General features: G+C 44.7%; 27 protein-coding genes, 1 tRNA gene and 1 riboswitch. Of the genes, 18 read left to right on the plus strand and 10 right to left on the minus strand.

The window, feature by feature from the left end:
* Positions 1 to 37 precede the first annotated feature (37 nt).
* Positions 38 to 787, plus strand: a complete 750-nt coding sequence (bla, locus tag JNUCC21_RS05945) for a subclass B1 metallo-beta-lactamase (protein WP_072589810.1) — start codon at positions 38 to 40, stop codon at positions 785 to 787.
* 41 nt (positions 788 to 828) lie between these two features.
* Here the strand turns inward: bla and JNUCC21_RS05950 are convergent, their stop codons facing one another.
* The 6 genes from JNUCC21_RS05950 to JNUCC21_RS05975 form a co-directional block, all read right to left on the minus strand.
* Positions 829 to 1,551: an ABC transporter permease gene (locus tag JNUCC21_RS05950; RefSeq protein WP_007409080.1), complete on the minus strand. Its 723-nt coding sequence runs from the start codon at positions 1,549 to 1,551 to the stop codon at positions 829 to 831.
* The gene (locus JNUCC21_RS05955; protein ID WP_007409079.1) at positions 1,544 to 2,281 is read right to left on the minus strand and encodes an ABC transporter ATP-binding protein; all 738 of its coding nucleotides are present in this window, start codon (positions 2,279 to 2,281) and stop codon (positions 1,544 to 1,546) included. The genes JNUCC21_RS05950 and JNUCC21_RS05955 overlap by 8 nt, the downstream gene beginning before the upstream one ends.
* Positions 2,282 to 2,515 carry an AbrB/MazE/SpoVT family DNA-binding domain-containing protein gene (locus JNUCC21_RS05960; RefSeq protein ID WP_007409078.1) on the minus strand — a complete coding sequence of 78 codons (234 nt, stop codon included), beginning with the start codon at positions 2,513 to 2,515 and terminating at the stop codon, positions 2,282 to 2,284.
* Between the two features lie 159 nt (positions 2,516 to 2,674).
* A complete protein-coding gene (locus JNUCC21_RS05965) occupies positions 2,675 to 3,106 on the minus strand; it encodes a GNAT family N-acetyltransferase (protein ID WP_012117312.1) in 432 nt (143 codons plus the stop codon).
* A 4-nt stretch (positions 3,107 to 3,110) separates the two neighbouring features.
* Positions 3,111 to 3,626 (minus strand): YjcG family protein, encoded by a 516-nt coding sequence (locus JNUCC21_RS05970; protein ID WP_007409076.1) that lies wholly within the window; start codon positions 3,624 to 3,626, stop codon positions 3,111 to 3,113.
* Between the two features lie 25 nt (positions 3,627 to 3,651).
* Entirely contained in the window at positions 3,652 to 4,374 is a 723-nt protein-coding gene (locus JNUCC21_RS05975; RefSeq protein ID WP_012117313.1) for an esterase family protein, read from the minus strand.
* 174 nt (positions 4,375 to 4,548) lie between these two features.
* Positions 4,549 to 4,674: riboswitch (SAM riboswitch) on the plus strand.
* A gap of 68 nt (positions 4,675 to 4,742) precedes the next feature.
* Between JNUCC21_RS05975 and JNUCC21_RS05980 the strand changes: the two genes are divergently transcribed.
* The 3 genes from JNUCC21_RS05980 to JNUCC21_RS05990 all read left to right on the plus strand — a co-directional run bounded on the left by JNUCC21_RS05980 (position 4,743) and on the right by JNUCC21_RS05990 (position 7,243).
* Positions 4,743 to 5,864 (plus strand): methionine biosynthesis PLP-dependent protein, encoded by a 1,122-nt coding sequence (locus JNUCC21_RS05980; protein ID WP_369878677.1) that lies wholly within the window; start codon positions 4,743 to 4,745, stop codon positions 5,862 to 5,864.
* Positions 5,857 to 7,032: a cystathionine beta-lyase gene (gene metC / locus JNUCC21_RS05985; RefSeq protein ID WP_007409073.1), complete on the plus strand. Its 1,176-nt coding sequence runs from the start codon at positions 5,857 to 5,859 to the stop codon at positions 7,030 to 7,032. Before JNUCC21_RS05980 ends, metC begins: the two co-directional genes overlap by 8 nt.
* Positions 7,033 to 7,170: 138 nt before the next feature.
* Positions 7,171 to 7,243: transfer RNA gene (locus tag JNUCC21_RS05990), tRNA-Val, on the plus strand.
* A gap of 131 nt (positions 7,244 to 7,374) precedes the next feature.
* Here JNUCC21_RS05990 and JNUCC21_RS05995 read toward each other — a convergent pair.
* From JNUCC21_RS05995 to JNUCC21_RS06010, 4 genes are all read right to left on the minus strand, one after another.
* Positions 7,375 to 8,604, minus strand: a complete 1,230-nt coding sequence (locus tag JNUCC21_RS05995) for a site-specific integrase (RefSeq protein ID WP_326220472.1) — start codon at positions 8,602 to 8,604, stop codon at positions 7,375 to 7,377.
* A 4-nt stretch (positions 8,605 to 8,608) separates the two neighbouring features.
* Positions 8,609 to 9,130: an ImmA/IrrE family metallo-endopeptidase gene (locus JNUCC21_RS06000; protein WP_326220474.1), complete on the minus strand. Its 522-nt coding sequence runs from the start codon at positions 9,128 to 9,130 to the stop codon at positions 8,609 to 8,611.
* Positions 9,131 to 9,196: 66 nt separating this feature from the next.
* Positions 9,197 to 9,769: an SHOCT domain-containing protein gene (locus JNUCC21_RS06005; RefSeq protein ID WP_326220477.1), complete on the minus strand. Its 573-nt coding sequence runs from the start codon at positions 9,767 to 9,769 to the stop codon at positions 9,197 to 9,199.
* Positions 9,770 to 10,013: 244 nt separating this feature from the next.
* Complete coding sequence (locus JNUCC21_RS06010; RefSeq protein ID WP_061046888.1) at positions 10,014 to 10,379, minus strand: helix-turn-helix domain-containing protein; 366 nt, start codon at positions 10,377 to 10,379, stop codon at positions 10,014 to 10,016.
* Between the two features lie 164 nt (positions 10,380 to 10,543).
* Between JNUCC21_RS06010 and JNUCC21_RS06015 the strand changes: the two genes are divergently transcribed.
* From JNUCC21_RS06015 to JNUCC21_RS06080, 14 genes are all read left to right on the plus strand, one after another.
* Positions 10,544 to 10,771 (plus strand): helix-turn-helix transcriptional regulator, encoded by a 228-nt coding sequence (locus tag JNUCC21_RS06015; protein WP_326220479.1) that lies wholly within the window; start codon positions 10,544 to 10,546, stop codon positions 10,769 to 10,771.
* Positions 10,772 to 10,781: 10 nt separating this feature from the next.
* A complete protein-coding gene (locus JNUCC21_RS06020) occupies positions 10,782 to 10,973 on the plus strand; it encodes a helix-turn-helix domain-containing protein (protein WP_014470596.1) in 192 nt (63 codons plus the stop codon).
* Between the two features lie 150 nt (positions 10,974 to 11,123).
* A complete protein-coding gene (locus JNUCC21_RS06025; RefSeq protein WP_326220480.1) occupies positions 11,124 to 11,696 on the plus strand; it encodes a transcriptional regulator in 573 nt (190 codons plus the stop codon).
* The gene (locus tag JNUCC21_RS06030) at positions 11,693 to 11,950 is read left to right on the plus strand and encodes a YqaH family protein (RefSeq protein ID WP_326220482.1); all 258 of its coding nucleotides are present in this window, start codon (positions 11,693 to 11,695) and stop codon (positions 11,948 to 11,950) included. The genes JNUCC21_RS06025 and JNUCC21_RS06030 overlap by 4 nt, the downstream gene beginning before the upstream one ends.
* Positions 11,947 to 12,144 (plus strand): hypothetical protein, encoded by a 198-nt coding sequence (locus tag JNUCC21_RS06035; protein ID WP_326220484.1) that lies wholly within the window; start codon positions 11,947 to 11,949, stop codon positions 12,142 to 12,144. The genes JNUCC21_RS06030 and JNUCC21_RS06035 overlap by 4 nt, the downstream gene beginning before the upstream one ends.
* 102 nt (positions 12,145 to 12,246) lie before the next feature.
* Positions 12,247 to 12,438 (plus strand): hypothetical protein, encoded by a 192-nt coding sequence (locus JNUCC21_RS06040; RefSeq protein ID WP_326220486.1) that lies wholly within the window; start codon positions 12,247 to 12,249, stop codon positions 12,436 to 12,438.
* Positions 12,435 to 13,352 (plus strand): hypothetical protein, encoded by a 918-nt coding sequence (locus tag JNUCC21_RS06045; RefSeq protein ID WP_161503360.1) that lies wholly within the window; start codon positions 12,435 to 12,437, stop codon positions 13,350 to 13,352. Before JNUCC21_RS06040 ends, JNUCC21_RS06045 begins: the two co-directional genes overlap by 4 nt.
* The gene (locus JNUCC21_RS06050) at positions 13,312 to 14,109 is read left to right on the plus strand and encodes a PD-(D/E)XK nuclease-like domain-containing protein (protein WP_326220489.1); all 798 of its coding nucleotides are present in this window, start codon (positions 13,312 to 13,314) and stop codon (positions 14,107 to 14,109) included. The genes JNUCC21_RS06045 and JNUCC21_RS06050 overlap by 41 nt, the downstream gene beginning before the upstream one ends.
* Positions 14,110 to 14,306: 197 nt before the next feature.
* On the plus strand, positions 14,307 to 15,008 hold the full coding sequence (locus JNUCC21_RS06055) for a DnaD domain protein (protein ID WP_326220493.1): 702 nt from the start codon (positions 14,307 to 14,309) through the stop codon (positions 15,006 to 15,008).
* Positions 14,893 to 15,840: an ATP-binding protein gene (locus JNUCC21_RS06060; RefSeq protein WP_326220495.1), complete on the plus strand. Its 948-nt coding sequence runs from the start codon at positions 14,893 to 14,895 to the stop codon at positions 15,838 to 15,840. The genes JNUCC21_RS06055 and JNUCC21_RS06060 overlap by 116 nt, the downstream gene beginning before the upstream one ends.
* The gene (locus JNUCC21_RS06065) at positions 15,837 to 15,980 is read left to right on the plus strand and encodes a hypothetical protein (protein ID WP_007408611.1); all 144 of its coding nucleotides are present in this window, start codon (positions 15,837 to 15,839) and stop codon (positions 15,978 to 15,980) included. Before JNUCC21_RS06060 ends, JNUCC21_RS06065 begins: the two co-directional genes overlap by 4 nt.
* Before the next feature lie 94 nt (positions 15,981 to 16,074).
* Positions 16,075 to 16,503 carry a RusA family crossover junction endodeoxyribonuclease gene (locus JNUCC21_RS06070; protein WP_326220497.1) on the plus strand — a complete coding sequence of 143 codons (429 nt, stop codon included), beginning with the start codon at positions 16,075 to 16,077 and terminating at the stop codon, positions 16,501 to 16,503.
* 57 nt (positions 16,504 to 16,560) lie between these two features.
* Positions 16,561 to 16,713 (plus strand): hypothetical protein, encoded by a 153-nt coding sequence (locus tag JNUCC21_RS06075; RefSeq protein WP_169509751.1) that lies wholly within the window; start codon positions 16,561 to 16,563, stop codon positions 16,711 to 16,713.
* Between the two features lie 82 nt (positions 16,714 to 16,795).
* Entirely contained in the window at positions 16,796 to 16,999 is a 204-nt protein-coding gene (locus tag JNUCC21_RS06080) for an XtrA/YqaO family protein (RefSeq protein ID WP_169509752.1), read from the plus strand.
* Positions 17,000 to 17,029 lie beyond the last annotated feature (30 nt).

The raw sequence follows: 17,029 nt of genomic DNA on the forward strand, positions 1-17,029 counted from the left end.
GCGTATATATGAAAGAGGCGGAAAGGAATGGTTCAATTTGAGAAGGATTTCTTTATTAATTGCGGGGTTATTTCTATTCGGCCTCTTTACTGCCGGAATGAAACCGGCACACGCGGCGGAGAGCTCCGCAGCAAAAGATGTCACTCTCACACAGCTGACGCCGCATGTTTGGATGCATACAAGCACCGGTACGGCAGACGGAAATCCCGTCCCTGCGAACGGATTGCTTCTTGAGACTTCCAAAGGAATCGTACTGATTGATACTCCGTGGAATGACAGTCTCACAGAGCAATTAATGACACAAATAAAAAAGCGGTTTCCCGGCAAAAGGATGACCGATGCCATTGTGACACACGCCCATGATGATCGTATCGGCGGGCTGAACACCCTGTACAAATACGGGGTAAAGGTGCACAGCACGAAACTGACCGCCGACTTCGCCCGACAGCAGGGATATGACCGGCCGCTCGGAGATTTGAAAAACGTGACAAAGCTGCAGTTTGGCGATATGAAAATTGAAACGTTTTATCCGGGAAAAGGGCATACGGAAGACAATATTACCGTCTGGCTGCCTGAGGATAAGCTCTTATTCGGCGGTTGCTTAATCAAAGCTTTAGAAACAAAGGAAATCGTGCCTACTCCGGGCTTTTATCCGGATCAGTGGCCGCGCGCGGTCCGCAAAGTCATGAAAAGATATCAGGACATCAGCATTGTCGTTCCGGGCCATGGCAGTCCGGGGGATGACCGTCTGCTGCCGCATACGATAAACCTTCTGAAAGAAACGTAATAAAGAAGACCGGCGCTCCCATTACGGAGTGCCGGCTTTTTTTATCTCTTCCTGATTTTCATAAAACTGAGGAAAGCAAGTGCAAGCGCCAAAACGGTATATCCCGCTATCGGCCAAATATGCTGATGAAAGGAAGAATAATCTCCGGATATGACTTCCTGGGCCAGCTCGATCGAGTGAACAAACGGTAAGGCATAAGCGATATGTTTGAATGTGTCACCGAGCAGGCTCACCTCCATCCAAGCCCCGCCCAGAAATTGTACGAGTGTAATATAAATCGTTCCGATGCCTGAAATTTGTTTGTCCGTAAACACAGCCCCTAAACATAAACCGAAGAAAACGGACATCATCGCAATCGGCAGCAAGACAGCGATACCTGCGAGAAGATTCATCCACTCGGCGGATAAACCGGCAGCCGCTGCTGCGATAAAACAAATGACGATTTGTAAAATGGCTAACGGCAGCATCGGCATTGCATAACCGATGACATAATCGGCTGTTTTTAAAGGGGAAGCAAACAAACGGGTCAAAAGGGCGGTCTGTTTGTCTTTTGCGATCAGCAATGCAGAGAACATCGTAAGGAAAGCAAAACCGAAAACAATGAGTCCGGGTGCTAAATGCTGAATTTTAAAGGTATCAAGCGGCGCATTTTTTTCAATCGCCGTAAACAGAAACAATAGAATAACAGGCAGTGCGATTCCAAGGATAATAGACAGAGGGTCACGAAAAATTTCTTTGCGGTTGCGAATGGCGAAATCAAGCATAAAGACCCGCCTCCCCGTCACAAATCGCTAAAAAGGCATCTTCAAATGTAGCTGAATGAGTTTGCTTTTTCAGAGCCTCCGCCGTACCCAGTGCTTTTAAAGTCCCATTTTCTAAAATGCAAATACGATCTGCCAGGGCTTCAGCCTCTTCTAAATAGTGTGTCGTTAAAATAATCGTCATGTCCCCCTTTAATGCCTCAAGATTTTTCCACAACTCGCGGCGTGAACGGACGTCCAGCCCTAATGTCGGCTCATCTAAGAAATAAATATCAGGCTTGGTGATCATTCCCATTGCGATGCTGAGGCGGCGCTGCATTCCTCCTGATAATGTTTTTGTTTTTGCTCTTTCTTTCTCTTTTAATTGAAACAATTCGAGCATCTCATCTGTTCTTTTTTTTGCTTCTTTTTTCGGAATTCCGTAGACTCCGGCTATAAACTCTAAGTTTTCCCGTACGGTTAGATGAGGAGCGATGGCTGTTTCCTGCGGGGACATATTCAATTTCGGTTTTATTTTATCCAAATCAGTCAAAATACTGTGTCCAAGCACTGATGCATCACCGTCATCCGGAGAAAGGAGTCCGCAAAGCATACTGATTAATGTCGTTTTTCCGGCTCCGTTCTCACCGAGTAAAGCGAAAAATTCCCCTTTCTCAACTGAGAACTCAAGACGGTCAACGGCGGCGGTTTCTTTATAATGTTTCGTTAATTGCTTCAGCTCAATCGCGTGCATTTACTCATCCTCGCTATCTTCATCGATTTGCTTAGCGTTTAAAATATCTTTTGCAAACTCGAAAAAGAGTTCTTGTTTAACAAGTGCGATACCTTGCTGGTCATCTCCGAGCATAAGCAGTGAATCCCCCGGATTTATATCGAAAACATCTCTTGCTTCTTTAGGAATGACAATCTGTCCTTTTGTACCCACTTTAACAGTCCCGAATATGTGTTTTCCTTTTGGTGCCGTCATGTTTATCCCTCCGAAATATGAATTGTACTTTTTGTATGAATTGTAATACTTCGCATACTAAACATACATTAACCTTCCATAAAATGCAATAAAATTCATGAAATAGTATTATTTTCATAAAAAAGCACTCCTGCCATATCAACAGGAGTGCTTTTGATTTTATCGTTTGTGTTCCTTTATCATTTCCAGATGGGGGATGCCCGCATCGAGAAATTCTTCGCCGGATGTGACGCGGTATCCTTGTTTTTCGTAAAACGGAACCGCCTGCGTCTGCGCATGTAAGATAAAGCTGTCGGCGCCCTTGGCTGCCGCCGCTTTTTCAAGCGCCTGCATAATGATGGCTCCGACGCCTAAAGAACGATGGCTTTTCATCACGCAGATGCGCTCTAATTTTCCATGCCCGTCTTTCAAGCGCCATCTGCCGGCTCCGACCGGCTGGCCGCCGTCATATATGACTATATGCTCTGACGTGTCTTCGAATTGATCAATCTCTTCTTCTTCCGGAACGTGCTGTTCTTTAACAAAGACCTCTTTTCTGACGAAAAAAGCGTCGTTTAGCTGTTTTTCAGTTTTTGCGATGATGGATTCCAAGCAGTTATTCTCCTCCGCCTAATAAAAATGTTTCGTACACAGTCCATGAGCCGTTATCCAGCTGATAGAGCAAGTGAAAACGGTCGATGACTTCTTCGTGGGAAATGTCCAGCATTTTCAGCTGTCCGAGTACGTCGGAATGTTCATCTGACGACAGCTTCTGGCCGACCGTGACATGCGGAACGAAGCTGTATTCCGGCTCGCCGGATAATGCTCCTGAGTAGCATTTCTCACTCAGAGATTTTAATTCCTCCGTCGGCTCTGCTTTCATATATATCACATTATTCACAGGAGAAAACGAGCTGTATTTTGTGATTTTCAGAACGAGCGGATGCGACTCTTTCGCCGTCTGTCTCAGCTGTGATACGACCTGCTCGATTTCCTGTTCTGTCGCTTCAAACGGATCTCTTAGCGTCAGGTGCGGAGGAATGAGCGCGTAGCTCGGGTCGTAGCGTTTCCGGTACGAATTTGCGAGATCCTGTAATTTTTTTGATGGAAATAAAACAATACCGTATTTCATGAAAGTTCCCTCCTTAAATGAATGGTTACAGCATTTTTTTCAGCGCCGGCGTGATGAGCGGCTGCCAGTAGGTCCATTTATGATCCCCGTCGAAGGTTTCATACGTGTATTCAGACTGTTTGCTTTCCAGCAGCTGTTTGAGCTCTTCGTTCGGCGCGGTGAAATCAAGAACCTGGCCGTCTGTCGTGTGAACGCCGGTTTCTTTTTCTCCGATTTGATGATAAACGGAAATCTGTTTGAGATCCTCCGACTGCCGGACGGCATCCAGCACGTGCCCGTCAACATACGGAGACTGCATGATGACGTTTCCAAACATGTTCGGATAGTCAATCGCCGTCATGAGCGAAACGGTTCCGCCGAGGGAATCCCCAATCATGGTGCGGCCGTATCCGACTTGATAAGTCGGGTATTCTTTGTCGATAAAAGGAACGAGCTCATTTGCGATAAACCGCTTATATGAGGCGAACTTAGAGCCTTCTGGATGGTATGTGTTTCTTCGCTCCCGCACATTTTTATAAGGGACGCCGATAATGATGCAGCGGTCAATTTCCCCTTTTGACATAAGCTCTTCCGCCTGCCGCCCGATTCTCCCTAATCTGAAATAATCATGGCCGTCCTGAGCGATGATCGTATGATATTTATACAGGGGGGAGAAGGTGGCGGGCAGGTAGACCAAAACGGTCATTTCCTCTTCAAGCTCATGGGAGAAAAGTTTTTTCTCATGAATGATTCCGTTTTTTGATGCCACTTCGCATTCCTCCAGGCCGCTTCTTGTCTTGATGGTTTTTTCCTATTGTACCATGAATTATTAGAAATTTCTTTCTTCAGATGCACTTCTTGCGAGAGTTCAGATAAATAAAAAGTTATTGAAATTCATTTTATAGTGCGTTAATATAGAACAATCAGAAAATACAAAACAATATTCTTATCACGAGAGGTGGAGGGACTGGCCCTTTGAAACCTCAGCAACCGGTTTGCTTTGCCGCGGGAAGGCAAAGTGCCAAGGTGCTAAATCCAGCAAGCGATTCACATGCTTGGAAGATAAGAGGAAGAGAAAAGCTCCTTCTTCTTATGAAGAGGGGGCTTTTTTATTTTGAAAAAGGATGGTGCTTACTGATGACGCAGCATGTTGATACAAAATTAGCCCAAATCGGAAATAGAAGCGAAGAAGCAACGGGAACGGTCAGTCCGCCGATTTATCTGTCCACCGCCTATCGCCATAGAGGAATTGGAGAATCTACAGGCTTTGATTATGTGCGTACGAAAAACCCGACACGCCAGCTCGTTGAAGACGCTATCGCCGTGTTGGAAAACGGTGCGAGAGGCTTTGCTTTCAGCTCGGGAATGGCAGCCATTCAAACGATTATGGCTTTATTTAAAAGCGGAGATGAATTGATTGTATCCTCCGATTTATACGGAGGCACGTACCGTTTGTTTGAAAACGAATGGAGAAAATACGGCTTAAGCTTTACTTACGATGATTTCAGCGATGAAGACTGTTTACGCTCCAAAATAACGGAAAACACGAAAGCGGTATTTGTTGAAACACCGACAAACCCGTTAATGCAGGAGGCGGACATTGAAAAAATCGCCCGGATTACGAAAGAAGCCGGCCTGCTTTTGATTGTGGATAATACGTTTTATACCCCGGTGCTCCAGCGTCCGCTTGAACTGGGAGCGGACATCGTCATTCACAGCGCCACAAAATATTTAGGCGGGCACAATGATCTCCTTGCCGGTCTTGCTGTCGTAAAGGATGAAGAGCTCGGCGAGATCATGTTTAATCACCAAAATGCGATCGGCGCCGTTCTCCCGCCGTTTGATTCGTGGCTTTTAATGAGAGGGATGAAAACACTCGGACTCAGAATGCGCCGTCATGAAGAAAACGCCCGTGAACTTGCGGAATTTTTAGAACAGGAAGAAGAAATCGCCGATGTGTTATATCCCGGAAAAGGCGGGATGCTGTCTTTCCGGCTGCAAAAAGAGGAATGGGTCAATCCGTTTTTAAAGGCGCTGAAAACGATCTGTTTCGCAGAAAGTCTCGGCGGGGTGGAAAGCTTTATTACATACCCCGCGACACAGACGCACATGGATATTCCTGAAGACATCCGTATCGCAAACGGCGTCTGCAACCGTCTGCTGAGATTTTCAGTGGGCATTGAACATGCAGAAGATTTGAAGCGGGATGTAAAGCAGGCATTACAGCAAGTAAAAGAGGGGGCCGTGTCATATGAGTAATCACAATTGGACGCTGGAAACCCAGCTCGTGCACAATCCATTTAAAACAGACGGAGCCACCGGAGCCGTCAGCGTCCCGATCCAGCATGCTTCCACATTCCATCAGTCTTCATTTGAAGAATTCGGGACATATGACTACAGCCGCTCAGGCACACCGACAAGAACAGCGCTTGAAGAAACGATCGCAGGTCTTGAAGGCGGAACGAGAGGCTTTGCTTTCAGCTCGGGAATGGCGGCGATTTCGACGGCATTTCTGCTCTTATCCCAAGGCGACCATGTCCTTGTCACGGAGGATGTGTACGGCGGAACATTCCGCATGGTGACTGAGGTTCTGTCCCGTTTCGGGATCGAACATACCTTTGTCGATATGACGGACACAGAAGCGGTCGCCCGCGCCATCCGGCCGAATACGAAAGCCATCTATATGGAAACACCGTCAAACCCGACGCTCGGCATCACGGATATTAAGGGCGTCGTCAAACTGGCAAAGGATCACGGCTGTCTGACATACCTTGACAATACTTTTATGACGCCTGCTCTGCAGCGGCCGCTTGATCTCGGCGTAGATATCGTGCTTCACAGTGCGACGAAATTTTTAAGCGGCCACAGCGACGTGCTGTCAGGCCTTGCCGCCGTAAAAGATGAAGAGCTCGGCAATCAGCTGTATAAGCTGCAAAACTCATTTGGAGCGGTGCTCGGCGTTCAGGACTGCTGGCTCGTATTGAGAGGCTTAAAAACATTGCAGGTCAGACTGGAAAAAGCGAGCCGGACGGCTGAGCGGCTGGCTGCCTATTTTGACGGACATCCCGCCATCAAAAACGTTTACTATCCCGGCCTTGCCGGACACCCGGGAGCCGATACCCATAAACGGCAAGCGAGCGGAGCGGGCGCCGTCCTGTCCTTTGAATTGGAAAGCAAAGAAGCCGTCAAAAAGCTGGTCGAAAACGTATCGCTTCCGGTATTTGCCGTCAGCCTCGGCGCCGTCGAATCCATTCTCTCATACCCTGCAGCCATGTCGCATGCCGCCATGCCGAAAGCAGAGAGGGAGAAACGCGGCATCACAGACGGCCTTCTGCGCTTGAGCGTCGGAGTCGAAAACGCCGAAGATTTAGAGCGGGACTTCGAACAGGCATTGAAAAAAATAACCCCCGCCCAAGTGAGATCATAAACGAAAAGGGCGCCGTCAATTTTGTGACGCGCCCTTTTTTTATTTTAGATAAAAAAAGTGTTGACGAATGAGAAATCAGGATATATAATTATAAATGTCAGAGAGACAATAACATACCCAGCAACACATACATATCATGATTCCGTAGCTCAGCTGGGAGAGCGCTACCTTGACAGGGTAGAGGTCGCTGGTTCGAGCCCAGTCGGAATCATAGCCAAAACCCTTGCGTAGCAAGGGTTTTTTACTTTGCTTATTTATTGATTTTGTCATCATTCATCGAGTTGGGGACGAATTGGGGACGAAATTATTTTTTTGAGCTGATTTTGAAGAGGAATTTCAAAATCAACTCTGTTTTTGTGCTAGGTTTCTAGGATCGAACTGGTTAAAGTGTTTTACTGTGCTATTTTCGAGTTTCTCGGTAACATGACCATAAATATCACTAGTTGTTCGAGCACTGGCATGTCCGGCTCTTCGTTGAATAGCACTGAGACTTTCGCCAGCTTCCATAAGGAGAGCCACCATAGTATGACGCAAGTCATGAAGACGAACATCTTTTAGACCGTACTTCTTTTTGATTTTAGTCCATTTTGCGGTAGGGGTTGTATAGTAGTAAGGTTTTCCTTTACCACTGTGAAACACATATTGATGTGCTCCGCCTTCCCAGGCATCGCCAAGCAATAATTTTTCTTTTTTCCATAAGCGATAATATTTTACCAGTTCATTCATATAAAAATCAGGCATTTTGACGAATCGTTGAGAACTTTTTGACTTTGGGCTTTTGACATGAGGCTCTCCGTTAATTGTTTTAGAAATTGATCTATTTACGTATATTCCACCTTTGTCCCAATCTACGTCCAAGTGCCATTCACAGGCAAGAGTTTCCCCTCTACGAAGCCCCCCGATCAGAGCTGCAAGATAATATAAGCGCCATTTAATATCTATTTCATACAACACTTTAATACATTCAGCTGCTTCGTCAGATTCAAGAAAGTTCATTTCTTTATTCTCAGCTTCTGGCGAACTCAATCCCTCAATAGGGTCGTCTTTTATCAATTTCCATTCCTCTGTGGCAGTTTTAAATAATGCTTGTAAGATTTTAAATATATCTTTGATTGTTTGATCACCTAATCCGCCAGGCTTTCCATCTTTTCTAGCCCCATCTTTAGATAAATCATCTATAAAATCAACAATATGAAGGCTTTTTAATTTGTCTATTTTTTTATGACCTAATGCTGGAAGAATGTGATTTTTTAAGTGATTTGAATATTTAACAGATGTTGTAAAAGAGTAAGGCTTACCATTCTTATTAAAGAGTTTCTTTTCAACCCACTTCTCTACAAATGATTCAAATGTAGCTTTTTCTGGGGCGATATATTCGCCGGCCTCTACTTCAATTCTGAAACGGTGCAGCTGGTCCTCAAGATACTCTTGTAATTTCCGTTTAGTCTTTAATAGCTTTGGATCTTCTATACGAATTGTTTTCTTTCTTCTATCCCTTTTACCTTTGGCATCGTAACCATTCTCAACAATTAATCTAAAAGAGTTTTTTCCACGGGGCTCTATACTGGCCATTTGGCTACCTCCTAACATTCAATTTACTTATTTGATGAAGATTTTTATGCCAGAGAATTGAAAACTGCTTTCTGTTGAATATTTCTAGCCGTTTAGCGGCCAAGGAATATGTCACATTAAATGTATCTCCTATTAATTTAATGGCCTCTGATTTAAGACGGGGCAGCTGCATTTTTATGAGCATGAACGTTGGTACGCAGAAGTGATACATGAAACTGTTCGCCTGGTATTCCTGAAGCTGCCTGAACATTCTATTCATGTGAAATTGGTTTCCAGTATGTTTTAAGACATGGCATAGCTCATGAACAAAGTCTTGCCACTGTTCTTGTGGAGAGGCTCGAGCATCAAGGACAACGCTATACTCACCGTTAATTTGAAACATGCAGCTGTCTCTTTGCTCATAATGAAGCCAGATACGAAATGCCGCGGCAATCCTTTCTAAATCAATGTCTTCAGGGGTCTCAATATTTAATTTGTAATAGATTTTTTTCACTTCTTCTTCAAGATACGATAACTGGATTGACATTAAAAACACCACCATAGAGGGAATGTATGTTCTGTTTTTGGTGTGAAAGAAAAGCCCATAGGGCCACTATAATTTTAAAAGCTGCTTTTTTTTCGCTGTAAACTCTTCTTCTGTCAAAAGACCTTCTTCTTTTAACTCAGCATATTTTTTAATTTCTGAAGCTATCATGTCAAAATCAGATAAATGCTGGTGAGTGGACTGGGCAGGGGACGGATCATTATTTTTTTGAGCAGTTTGTATTTCTTTTCTCACGTAGTTGACAAACTTATCATGATCCCCTTCTTGAATTCCCTTAATCAAGAATTCCACTTTATGGGTTTTGAGATCTATCTGAAACCCTGTAAATGTTTCCTTTAAGATGGTGATGCTCGTAATTTCGTTATATGACCAGCTGATTATTCTATGGGCACCAGCTTTATCTGCAATATGATATAAGTTTTCTTTGGTAGCAATAAGTAAACCTTGAGTGCCGAATTTTTTGTCATTTAACACACCGAATATAGCTTCCATTATTACTTGGTTTTTCTTCCCCAATAATGGTTGGGCTGCATAATAAGTTTTCCTGAAAGCCCCTGAAGCTCTGCGTTTTTTTCCAAAGGCACTGTTATATACTTCCTCATTAGTGAACAAAAACGCCAAATTAATTTCCCCTTTATATGTAGTCACGGCTGAGTTTGTCTTTCTTTTTTCTGATCCATTCCAGTTTGAATACTGAAGCAATCCAGAAGAGGACGATTGCTGAATCCCTTGATATAACTGGCTTCAACCTACTAATGAAAAATGCTTTCCCGTTTCAGTTCGGTTCTAATCCCGATCCAATCCCGATCTTATTAGTAAACAGAAATAACATAATAAATAATATAAATAAAGGTTTCGGCAGTTGTTACTTTTTAGGCTTGCGGCCTTCGCGTTCTTCTTTCTCTTTAAGGTACTTAATAAAATCAATTGCTTGTTTTTGACTTTCTTCTGAGAAATCACGAGCTTGTCTAAAGGCGAGTTGTAAATCAGGATCATCAAAAAGGTCAGTATTAAAAGCATTAGGTTCTTTGCCGGTTAGGAGATAGTCAGTAGTTACACCATACAGCTTTGCAATTCTCACAAGCATCTCGCCATCCGGTTTCCTTAAGCCGTACTCCCAATTCGCATATGTAGACATTGTTTTAATGCCCAATTTTTTTGCGACAAAAGATTTGCTCCAACCTTTTTTTTCTCTTAATTCAGTTAGAATTTTCCCTGTTATATTATCCATTATTATACACCTTTTTTCATTTGGTGTGTAAATTTTAACATGGTTTACACACAACAGATAATAACTTACACAAAAAGAATAAAAATATATTGACTTACCCTTATTGTGTATATTATTATGAGTTTAACGAGTTACACAAAAAGAGTAAGGTGGTGAGTTAAATAGTGTTAGAAAATTTACGGGCGACTAGAATTTCTCAAGGAAAGACCCAAACCTTTATGGCTAAAAAGCTCGGATACAGATCTGTAAGTGGGTATGCGAATATAGAAATGGGTCGTACAAAACCAAGTCTTGAAAAAGCACATCAAATATCCAAGTTGTTGAATAAAGATGTAGATGAACTTTTTTTTGATCAAAAGTTACACGAATCGAGTAAAGAACACACTGCTTAGGAGGCCGAGTATGACACGCAATACATTAACTGTGCAGGAAACAGCTGATTACCTGGGTGTTCACCATGACACAATTTACACAATGGTTCGAGAAAAACAAATTCCTCACTTTCGTGTGCGAAATCGCATTTTCTTTACCAAACACAATATTGATGCATGGATCGAAGCTCAAGAACAAGCAATCATGAAAGAGGCTCTATAGAGTGAATATTTGTTTTTATTGTGGCCACAAAGCGAAGTTTAGAGCCATGAGGCCGGATATTTGAAAAATCATAAGCCAATACAATAAAACATCTTTTGACCCTAATTAAATTTTAACAGCAAACAGCTGAATATATCAGGAGGCAAACATATGGAGAACAATCCGTACAACTTGCGGAATTTACCGAAGATCATGCGCTTTGTTCGTAAAGCGGCTGGATTTACACAATATCAGATCGGATGTTTGATAGGCGGGAAGGATCAACGATACGTTTCCGATGTTGAAAATGGTTTTAGTAAGCTTACCCCCGAATTATGCATCAGATGGTTTGAGGCGTGTGAGGCCTATGAACATATTGATCTAGTACATTACCTTTTTCGGCTGCACCCGACAACGGCGGCTCCAATAGACCCAGCTCTTAACGAGAGTGCAAGCACAGCGGTAATCAACATGATTCACCAGCTTGAAGAAGCATTGCAGGCAACAAAGCATTTAGCGCGCTGGCTGGCAAATGATAGGCCAGGCCGACAGGCGGAAGAACTGCCAATGGCCGATATTAAACAGATTTTTGATCTGATCCCAGCAAACAAAACGCTGATATATTCACTGGCCCGCAGTCATGGCCTGAACATGAAGGAACTGGCCGAAAGGTGGACCCGTAAAGCGCTAGTGAATCAGGTTGCGATGGCAAAAACAGAGGAAAGGCAGGCATTATTGGTATGAAAATCAATCAATTTCTTAAATCGGATGCAGATTCAGCAAAAAGAAAAATCGAGTCGGCGGAAGAGCTCTCTATCTTGCTTTCGGATGCGTTACGGGATGGCGATTACGAAGAAGCTATCAGTCTTGCAGGGAGCATCAAGGTTCTTACAGAGGATATTAACCGGCTGGCGAATAAAGGGCGCTTACATCAAACTGTCTTAAATATGGCGGCCCGCGGGATTCACCTGAGTGTTGTAAGTAGGTGTTCACAATGAATATTGAAAATCCGATGGTCTTGAACAACTGGCATGACAAGGGGACTGAGCCGGAAACAAAAAAGGACTTTTTCGGGGACGAAGTAACGTCAGCACATAATTATGTAATCGACAGCGGCGAGGTAATTTTACAAGACAATCTTAAACGCTATTTGAAGGAGCAACTTGGATTTAGGTTTCATTCAGCACAATAAAAAAAGCCCACTTTGAAGAGTGGACTAGGTAAGGCGTTTTGATAATTGATTGTATTCCTATTATACCAAAACGCCCCATAAAAAACAATGGAGGTTTTATACATGGCTAAAGCAGTTAAAGTGGCATTCAGTGAGCGTGCGGAGGATCAGCGACGTTTAAGGCAGGCCGGCGGCTCAATTGTATTCTCCAAAAACGGTAAAGCGCAGTTTAGTTTCCCTTCAATGGATCACTATCGGGAATGGCAGCGGCTTGGAACGGAAGCATATAAAAGAAAGGTGGCAGAAGCACAATGAATGGATTATCACAGGTGGATTACTCAGATTACATGCCGGCGCCCCAGCAGGCTACTGGCGTGACTACGGAAGCGATGGTAAGCCGACAGGCTCAAGAAGTACAAGCAGCAATGGTTATAGCAAAGAAATTCCCACGGGACGTATACGCGGCTTTTGACCGGATTAAAAAAGCATGTGAGCGGAGGCTATTGGCTGAGAATGCGGTATATGAATATCCGCGCGGCGGCACAAAGGTTTCCGGCCCATCCATCCGGCTGGCTGAGGCCTTGGCACAGAACTGGGGGAACATTGATTACGGAATTATGGAGTTGGAACAAAAGGCCGGTGAATCATCTGTCATGGCTTACGCTTGGGATCTTGAAACGAATACCCGGCAAACCAAAATTTTCACTGTGAAGCATGAACGGAAGGCGCGGGGCGCCATTACCAAACTTGATGATCCGAGGGATATTTACGAAATGGTTGCCAATCAAGGAGCTCGCCGGGTTCGCGCCTGCATACTTGGAGTGATTCCGGGCGACATCGTTGATGCGGCGGTAGATATGTGTCAAAAAACATTGATTAGCGGTCATAAGGAACCACTGGAAGACCGGCTCAGAAGCGCCTTCTCCCTATTTAAAAAAGAGTTTGGCATCACTAAGGAAATGATTCAGGAGTACATCGGAAGTAATGTTGATGCCTTTACTGAGCAAGATTTCCTGAAAATTGGCCGTATTTACACGTCCCTGCGTGATGGGATGGCGAAGAAAGAGGATTACTTCAATGTGAAGGCCACTGGCGCGACTAAATCAAAGGCTGAGGAAGAATTCAAAAAGCAGAAAGAGCAAGCTGACAAGCCTGCTGATAGTAAAGAAAAGGCGGGTGATCCTGCTAATGCGGATACCGGCGCTGAACAAGGAGAATTATTACTCTAACGAAATTGATAGATACTACATGTCAAATTCTCAATATAAAAGCTTTTTGCAGTGCGAGGCTGCCGCGATGGCAAAGCTGAACGGAGAATGGACACCGCCTACATCGGAGGCGCTCCTCTTCGGCCAATACGTTCATGCCTGGCTTGAGGGTGAACAGGCTTTTGATGAATTTAAAAAGAACACCCCATCACTTTTTACACAAAAGGGCCAGCTGTACAAGCAGTATCAGTTAGCTGACCTGATGATTGAGGCAATTCAACATGACGAACTCTGTATGTTCATTCTGCAAGGAGCAAAGGAAGTTATCGTAACGGCTGAACTGTTCGGCATCCCGTGGAAAGGCAAGCTGGACGTATACAACCCTGCCGGCAGCCGTTTTGCCGATCTGAAAACAGCCCGTTCACTCCGGGAGAGGGTTTGGCATCCGGAAATAGGCTATTGCTCATTCGTCGAGGCAAATGGCTATATTGCACAAATGGCACTGTATGCTGAGCTTGAAAAAAGAATGAATGGACGGAGCGAATGGCTTGAGCCCCTGATCGTAGGGGTTTCAAAAGAAGATCCACCTGATAAAGCTGTCATCAATATTGATGAGGGCAGGATGGAAGTAGAGCTTGAAGAGATTGAGCAGCGGATGGATCGGATTTTGCAAGTGAAACACGGCGGAGAGAAGCCAGAGCGATGCGAAAAATGCAAGTATTGCCGGGCCACTAATCAACTGAACAGCATCATCCATTTTTCGGAGTTGGTGAGCTAATGGAAAGGGAGCTGATCAGGATTCCTATCCCGCATTGTTATCTCTGGCTGGTCAAAACGGTTCAGCGCGACATGAGAAAGGACTTGTATACCCGGTACACGACTGACTACTTAAAGACAAATGAGCCGTCTCTGAGATTAGTAGAAATAGATTTCAAGGCTCTGACAGCACTGTGTGAAAGGAAGTAGGTGAGCGGTATGGATATGCAAGGTTTGGGGTATGTGGTCATGCCCCGGCTGCCATTTAAAGATTCACGAGACGAGACAATATACGATTATTTATTCAAACGAGCGGAGTACAGGGCAGATCAAGAACTAAAGCTCGGGCAGACAATCGTTAAGCTTGTGGATTTAGCCAAGCGCTTCAACTGGTCGTCTGATCAGATCAAATACTCATTAGATCGGATGGTAAAGCAAGAGTATTTGAAGTTAGACCGGCTGCCGCAAAAACGCGGTTTCATTGTGACGGTGTTGAATTATGCCGAGTACATACAGCTTGGAAATTACAACAAGAAGATAGACCCGGCTCCAATACCTTTAGGACAGCAGGAGGTTGACGAAAAAATGAAAAACGCATTTGAACTATTCGAAAACAAAACAGCCCGCACCATTGGCACGATGGAGGTTCAGCGGCTCGGGTATATGGTGGATGATTACGGCGAAGAGAAAGTCATGGAGGCGATGAAACAGGCTTTCAGAAGCAAGGGCAACAACGTCAATCTAAATTACATTGAAGCCATCCTCTCAAACCCATTTAGCCAGAGACGAAAGGAGAAACAGCAGTATGGAAGCTCGCAAAACGCAAGATATGGACGCGGCAATGAAGGCCATTCTAACCAAACTCCGGGATCGGTCAGCAGCATCTTCAGTGGGACAGGCCGCCTCAGAAGAAAAGGCTGAATACGAGTGCTCTGACTGCAAGGATAAGGGCATTATTGTTTACCGAATTCATCAAGACACAGAACGCCAGCTGAGAAAAGAGCATAAGACAATGGAAAGCCTGGCCCCTGATCAAATGGTCAGAGAAGAGGATTACCTGGCTGGGAAAGTATGCTTGCCGGATAAGGCCCGGGAATGGAAGACCACATTTTCAAAGCAATGCGAGTGTGTAAAACGAAAAAAGATCGCCCGGCTTATGAAGGCCAGCGGAATCACGGAAGAATTCGAAAAGCTCCTTTTTGGAAACTTCATCAAGGACGGGAAGCCGGACATGATCAAGGACGCTTATGAGTGCGCAGTGGAATACTATAAGGATTTTCCCAACATCATGGGAAAACGTTCAAACAGTATCGCTTTGCTCGGGCAGCCGGGCAGCGGAAAAACGCACCTGTTAACGGCGATCATGAACAATCTGATCAAGAAAAAATCAATTTACTGCATGTATTTCCCGTACGTTGAGGGAATGGGCGATCTGCGAAATGACTTTGACCAGTTGGAAACAAAGCTCGACGCCATGCGGAAAGCCGATGTCCTGTTCATTGATGACTTATTCAAGCCAGTGAAGGGGGAGCCGCGGGCGACGGATTGGCAAGTGGAACAAATTCAATCGGTTGTGAACTATCGGTACCTGAATCATAAGCCTCTGCTAATCTCTTCCGAGCTTGATACGGGCGAAATTTTGGATATCGACGAGGCGCTGGGCTCCCGGATTCATCAAATGTCCAGAGATTACACGGTGATCATTAAGGGCGACCGGATGCAATTAAACCATAGGTTAGGAGATTGGGAATGACAGAAAAAGCGAATTTCACAGCGACCGACGGAATGTATCTGTTCGGGCCCGCCGAGCAAACGGCCGGCCAGGACCTTACCCCGGCGATCCGGGTGCTTGAGGAAAAAATCAAACAAATGGAGCTGATGCACAGTGCTTAAAGCGGTGATCCTGCTGCCGGCCATCATCCTCACTGCGCCGTACAAGGAAAAGCAGATTCAGCACTGGGAACAAATTGACGGGAGGTAATGACGGTTGGATTCCATTCAGTTTATAGTTTACGGCGAGCCTGTTGCACAGGGGAGGCCGAGGGGATCTGTTATAAATGGCAAGGTTAAAATGCGTGATCCTTTGAAATCAAAGAATTTTAAACAATATGTTGCGCTGGTGGCGTCACAGTATCGGCCAAAACAAGTTATTACGGGACCTGTGGCAATGGATGTCAGAGTATTCAGACCGATGACGAAAGAAATTTCCAAATCCAAGACAAAAAGAGAAAATGCGGAAAAGGGTCTCCTGCGTCCCATAACAAAGCCGGACGTTGACAACTATGTAAAGGGAGTTAAAGACGCCCTGAATCATCTGATTTACCGGGATGATAGCCAGGTAGTCGATCTGAAAGTTAGCAAGTTTTACAGTGAAGAACCCCGAGTGGAAGTCATTATAACGGAAATCATGCCATAACGCTTTGCGGCAAAAGTTTGGTACTTGAAAACTAAATCAATTCAGGAGGTTATCGCTATGCAAGAAAAAATCAATCCATACAAGCCTGGTCCAGTTAAGGAGTGGAAAATGACACCGGAGCAGTTGGCGGCATACGTCGAAAAGCATCCAATCATCTACCGCGAGGAATTAAAGCCATCTGCCGGCTTAACGATGCGGCTGCCGTCGTAAAACGTAAAAAAGCACCGAAGCCGTGGCCCCGATGCTCTGATATGAACTGGTACTTCTATCATAGCACAGGGGGCGGGGCAGAGTGAACAAGCCAACAGAAATAAAAAATCATGAAACAACTATTCAGCAAAGCATCGAGCCGGGGAAAGTCCGCATCATCGTTTTAGATGGTATTGAAGGGACAGCCCACTTAATGGACGCCCCGGAACACGGTAAAACAATTATTCAAACAATAAAAGGCGGCCTGGCTCGTTGTGATTACGAGATCGGCCATAAATTCAAATAGCAGGGGTTTCCCCTGCGGGGGAGGAACGGG

The organism is Bacillus sp. JNUCC-21, assembly GCF_041222765.1.
Classification (GTDB): Bacteria; Bacillota; Bacilli; order Bacillales; family Bacillaceae; genus Bacillus; species Bacillus velezensis.

Excerpts from the sequence above, each read along its gene's own strand:
- JNUCC21_RS05950 (WP_007409080.1), bottom strand. The coding sequence starts at position 1,551 with ATGCTTGATTTCGCCATTCGCAACCGCAAAGAAATTTTTCGTGACCCT.
- JNUCC21_RS05955 (WP_007409079.1), bottom strand. The coding sequence starts at position 2,281 with ATGCACGCGATTGAGCTGAAGCAATTAACGAAACATTATAAAGAAACC.
- JNUCC21_RS05960 (WP_007409078.1), bottom strand. The coding sequence starts at position 2,515 with ATGACGGCACCAAAAGGAAAACACATATTCGGGACTGTTAAAGTGGGT.
- JNUCC21_RS05970 (WP_007409076.1), bottom strand. The coding sequence starts at position 3,626 with ATGAAATACGGTATTGTTTTATTTCCATCAAAAAAATTACAGGATCTC.
- JNUCC21_RS05980 (WP_369878677.1), top strand. The coding sequence starts at position 4,743 with ATGACGCAGCATGTTGATACAAAATTAGCCCAAATCGGAAATAGAAGC.
- metC (WP_007409073.1), top strand. The coding sequence starts at position 5,857 with ATGAGTAATCACAATTGGACGCTGGAAACCCAGCTCGTGCACAATCCA.
- JNUCC21_RS05995 (WP_326220472.1), bottom strand. The coding sequence starts at position 8,604 with ATGGCCAGTATAGAGCCCCGTGGAAAAAACTCTTTTAGATTAATTGTT.
- JNUCC21_RS06000 (WP_326220474.1), bottom strand. The coding sequence starts at position 9,130 with ATGTCAATCCAGTTATCGTATCTTGAAGAAGAAGTGAAAAAAATCTAT.
- JNUCC21_RS06010 (WP_061046888.1), bottom strand. The coding sequence starts at position 10,379 with ATGGATAATATAACAGGGAAAATTCTAACTGAATTAAGAGAAAAAAAA.
- JNUCC21_RS06020 (WP_014470596.1), top strand. The coding sequence starts at position 10,782 with ATGACACGCAATACATTAACTGTGCAGGAAACAGCTGATTACCTGGGT.
- JNUCC21_RS06025 (WP_326220480.1), top strand. The coding sequence starts at position 11,124 with ATGGAGAACAATCCGTACAACTTGCGGAATTTACCGAAGATCATGCGC.
- JNUCC21_RS06030 (WP_326220482.1), top strand. The coding sequence starts at position 11,693 with ATGAAAATCAATCAATTTCTTAAATCGGATGCAGATTCAGCAAAAAGA.
- JNUCC21_RS06035 (WP_326220484.1), top strand. The coding sequence starts at position 11,947 with ATGAATATTGAAAATCCGATGGTCTTGAACAACTGGCATGACAAGGGG.
- JNUCC21_RS06040 (WP_326220486.1), top strand. The coding sequence starts at position 12,247 with ATGGCTAAAGCAGTTAAAGTGGCATTCAGTGAGCGTGCGGAGGATCAG.
- JNUCC21_RS06045 (WP_161503360.1), top strand. The coding sequence starts at position 12,435 with ATGAATGGATTATCACAGGTGGATTACTCAGATTACATGCCGGCGCCC.
- JNUCC21_RS06050 (WP_326220489.1), top strand. The coding sequence starts at position 13,312 with ATGCGGATACCGGCGCTGAACAAGGAGAATTATTACTCTAACGAAATT.
- JNUCC21_RS06055 (WP_326220493.1), top strand. The coding sequence starts at position 14,307 with ATGGATATGCAAGGTTTGGGGTATGTGGTCATGCCCCGGCTGCCATTT.
- JNUCC21_RS06060 (WP_326220495.1), top strand. The coding sequence starts at position 14,893 with ATGGAAGCTCGCAAAACGCAAGATATGGACGCGGCAATGAAGGCCATT.
- JNUCC21_RS06065 (WP_007408611.1), top strand. The coding sequence starts at position 15,837 with ATGACAGAAAAAGCGAATTTCACAGCGACCGACGGAATGTATCTGTTC.
- JNUCC21_RS06075 (WP_169509751.1), top strand. The coding sequence starts at position 16,561 with ATGCAAGAAAAAATCAATCCATACAAGCCTGGTCCAGTTAAGGAGTGG.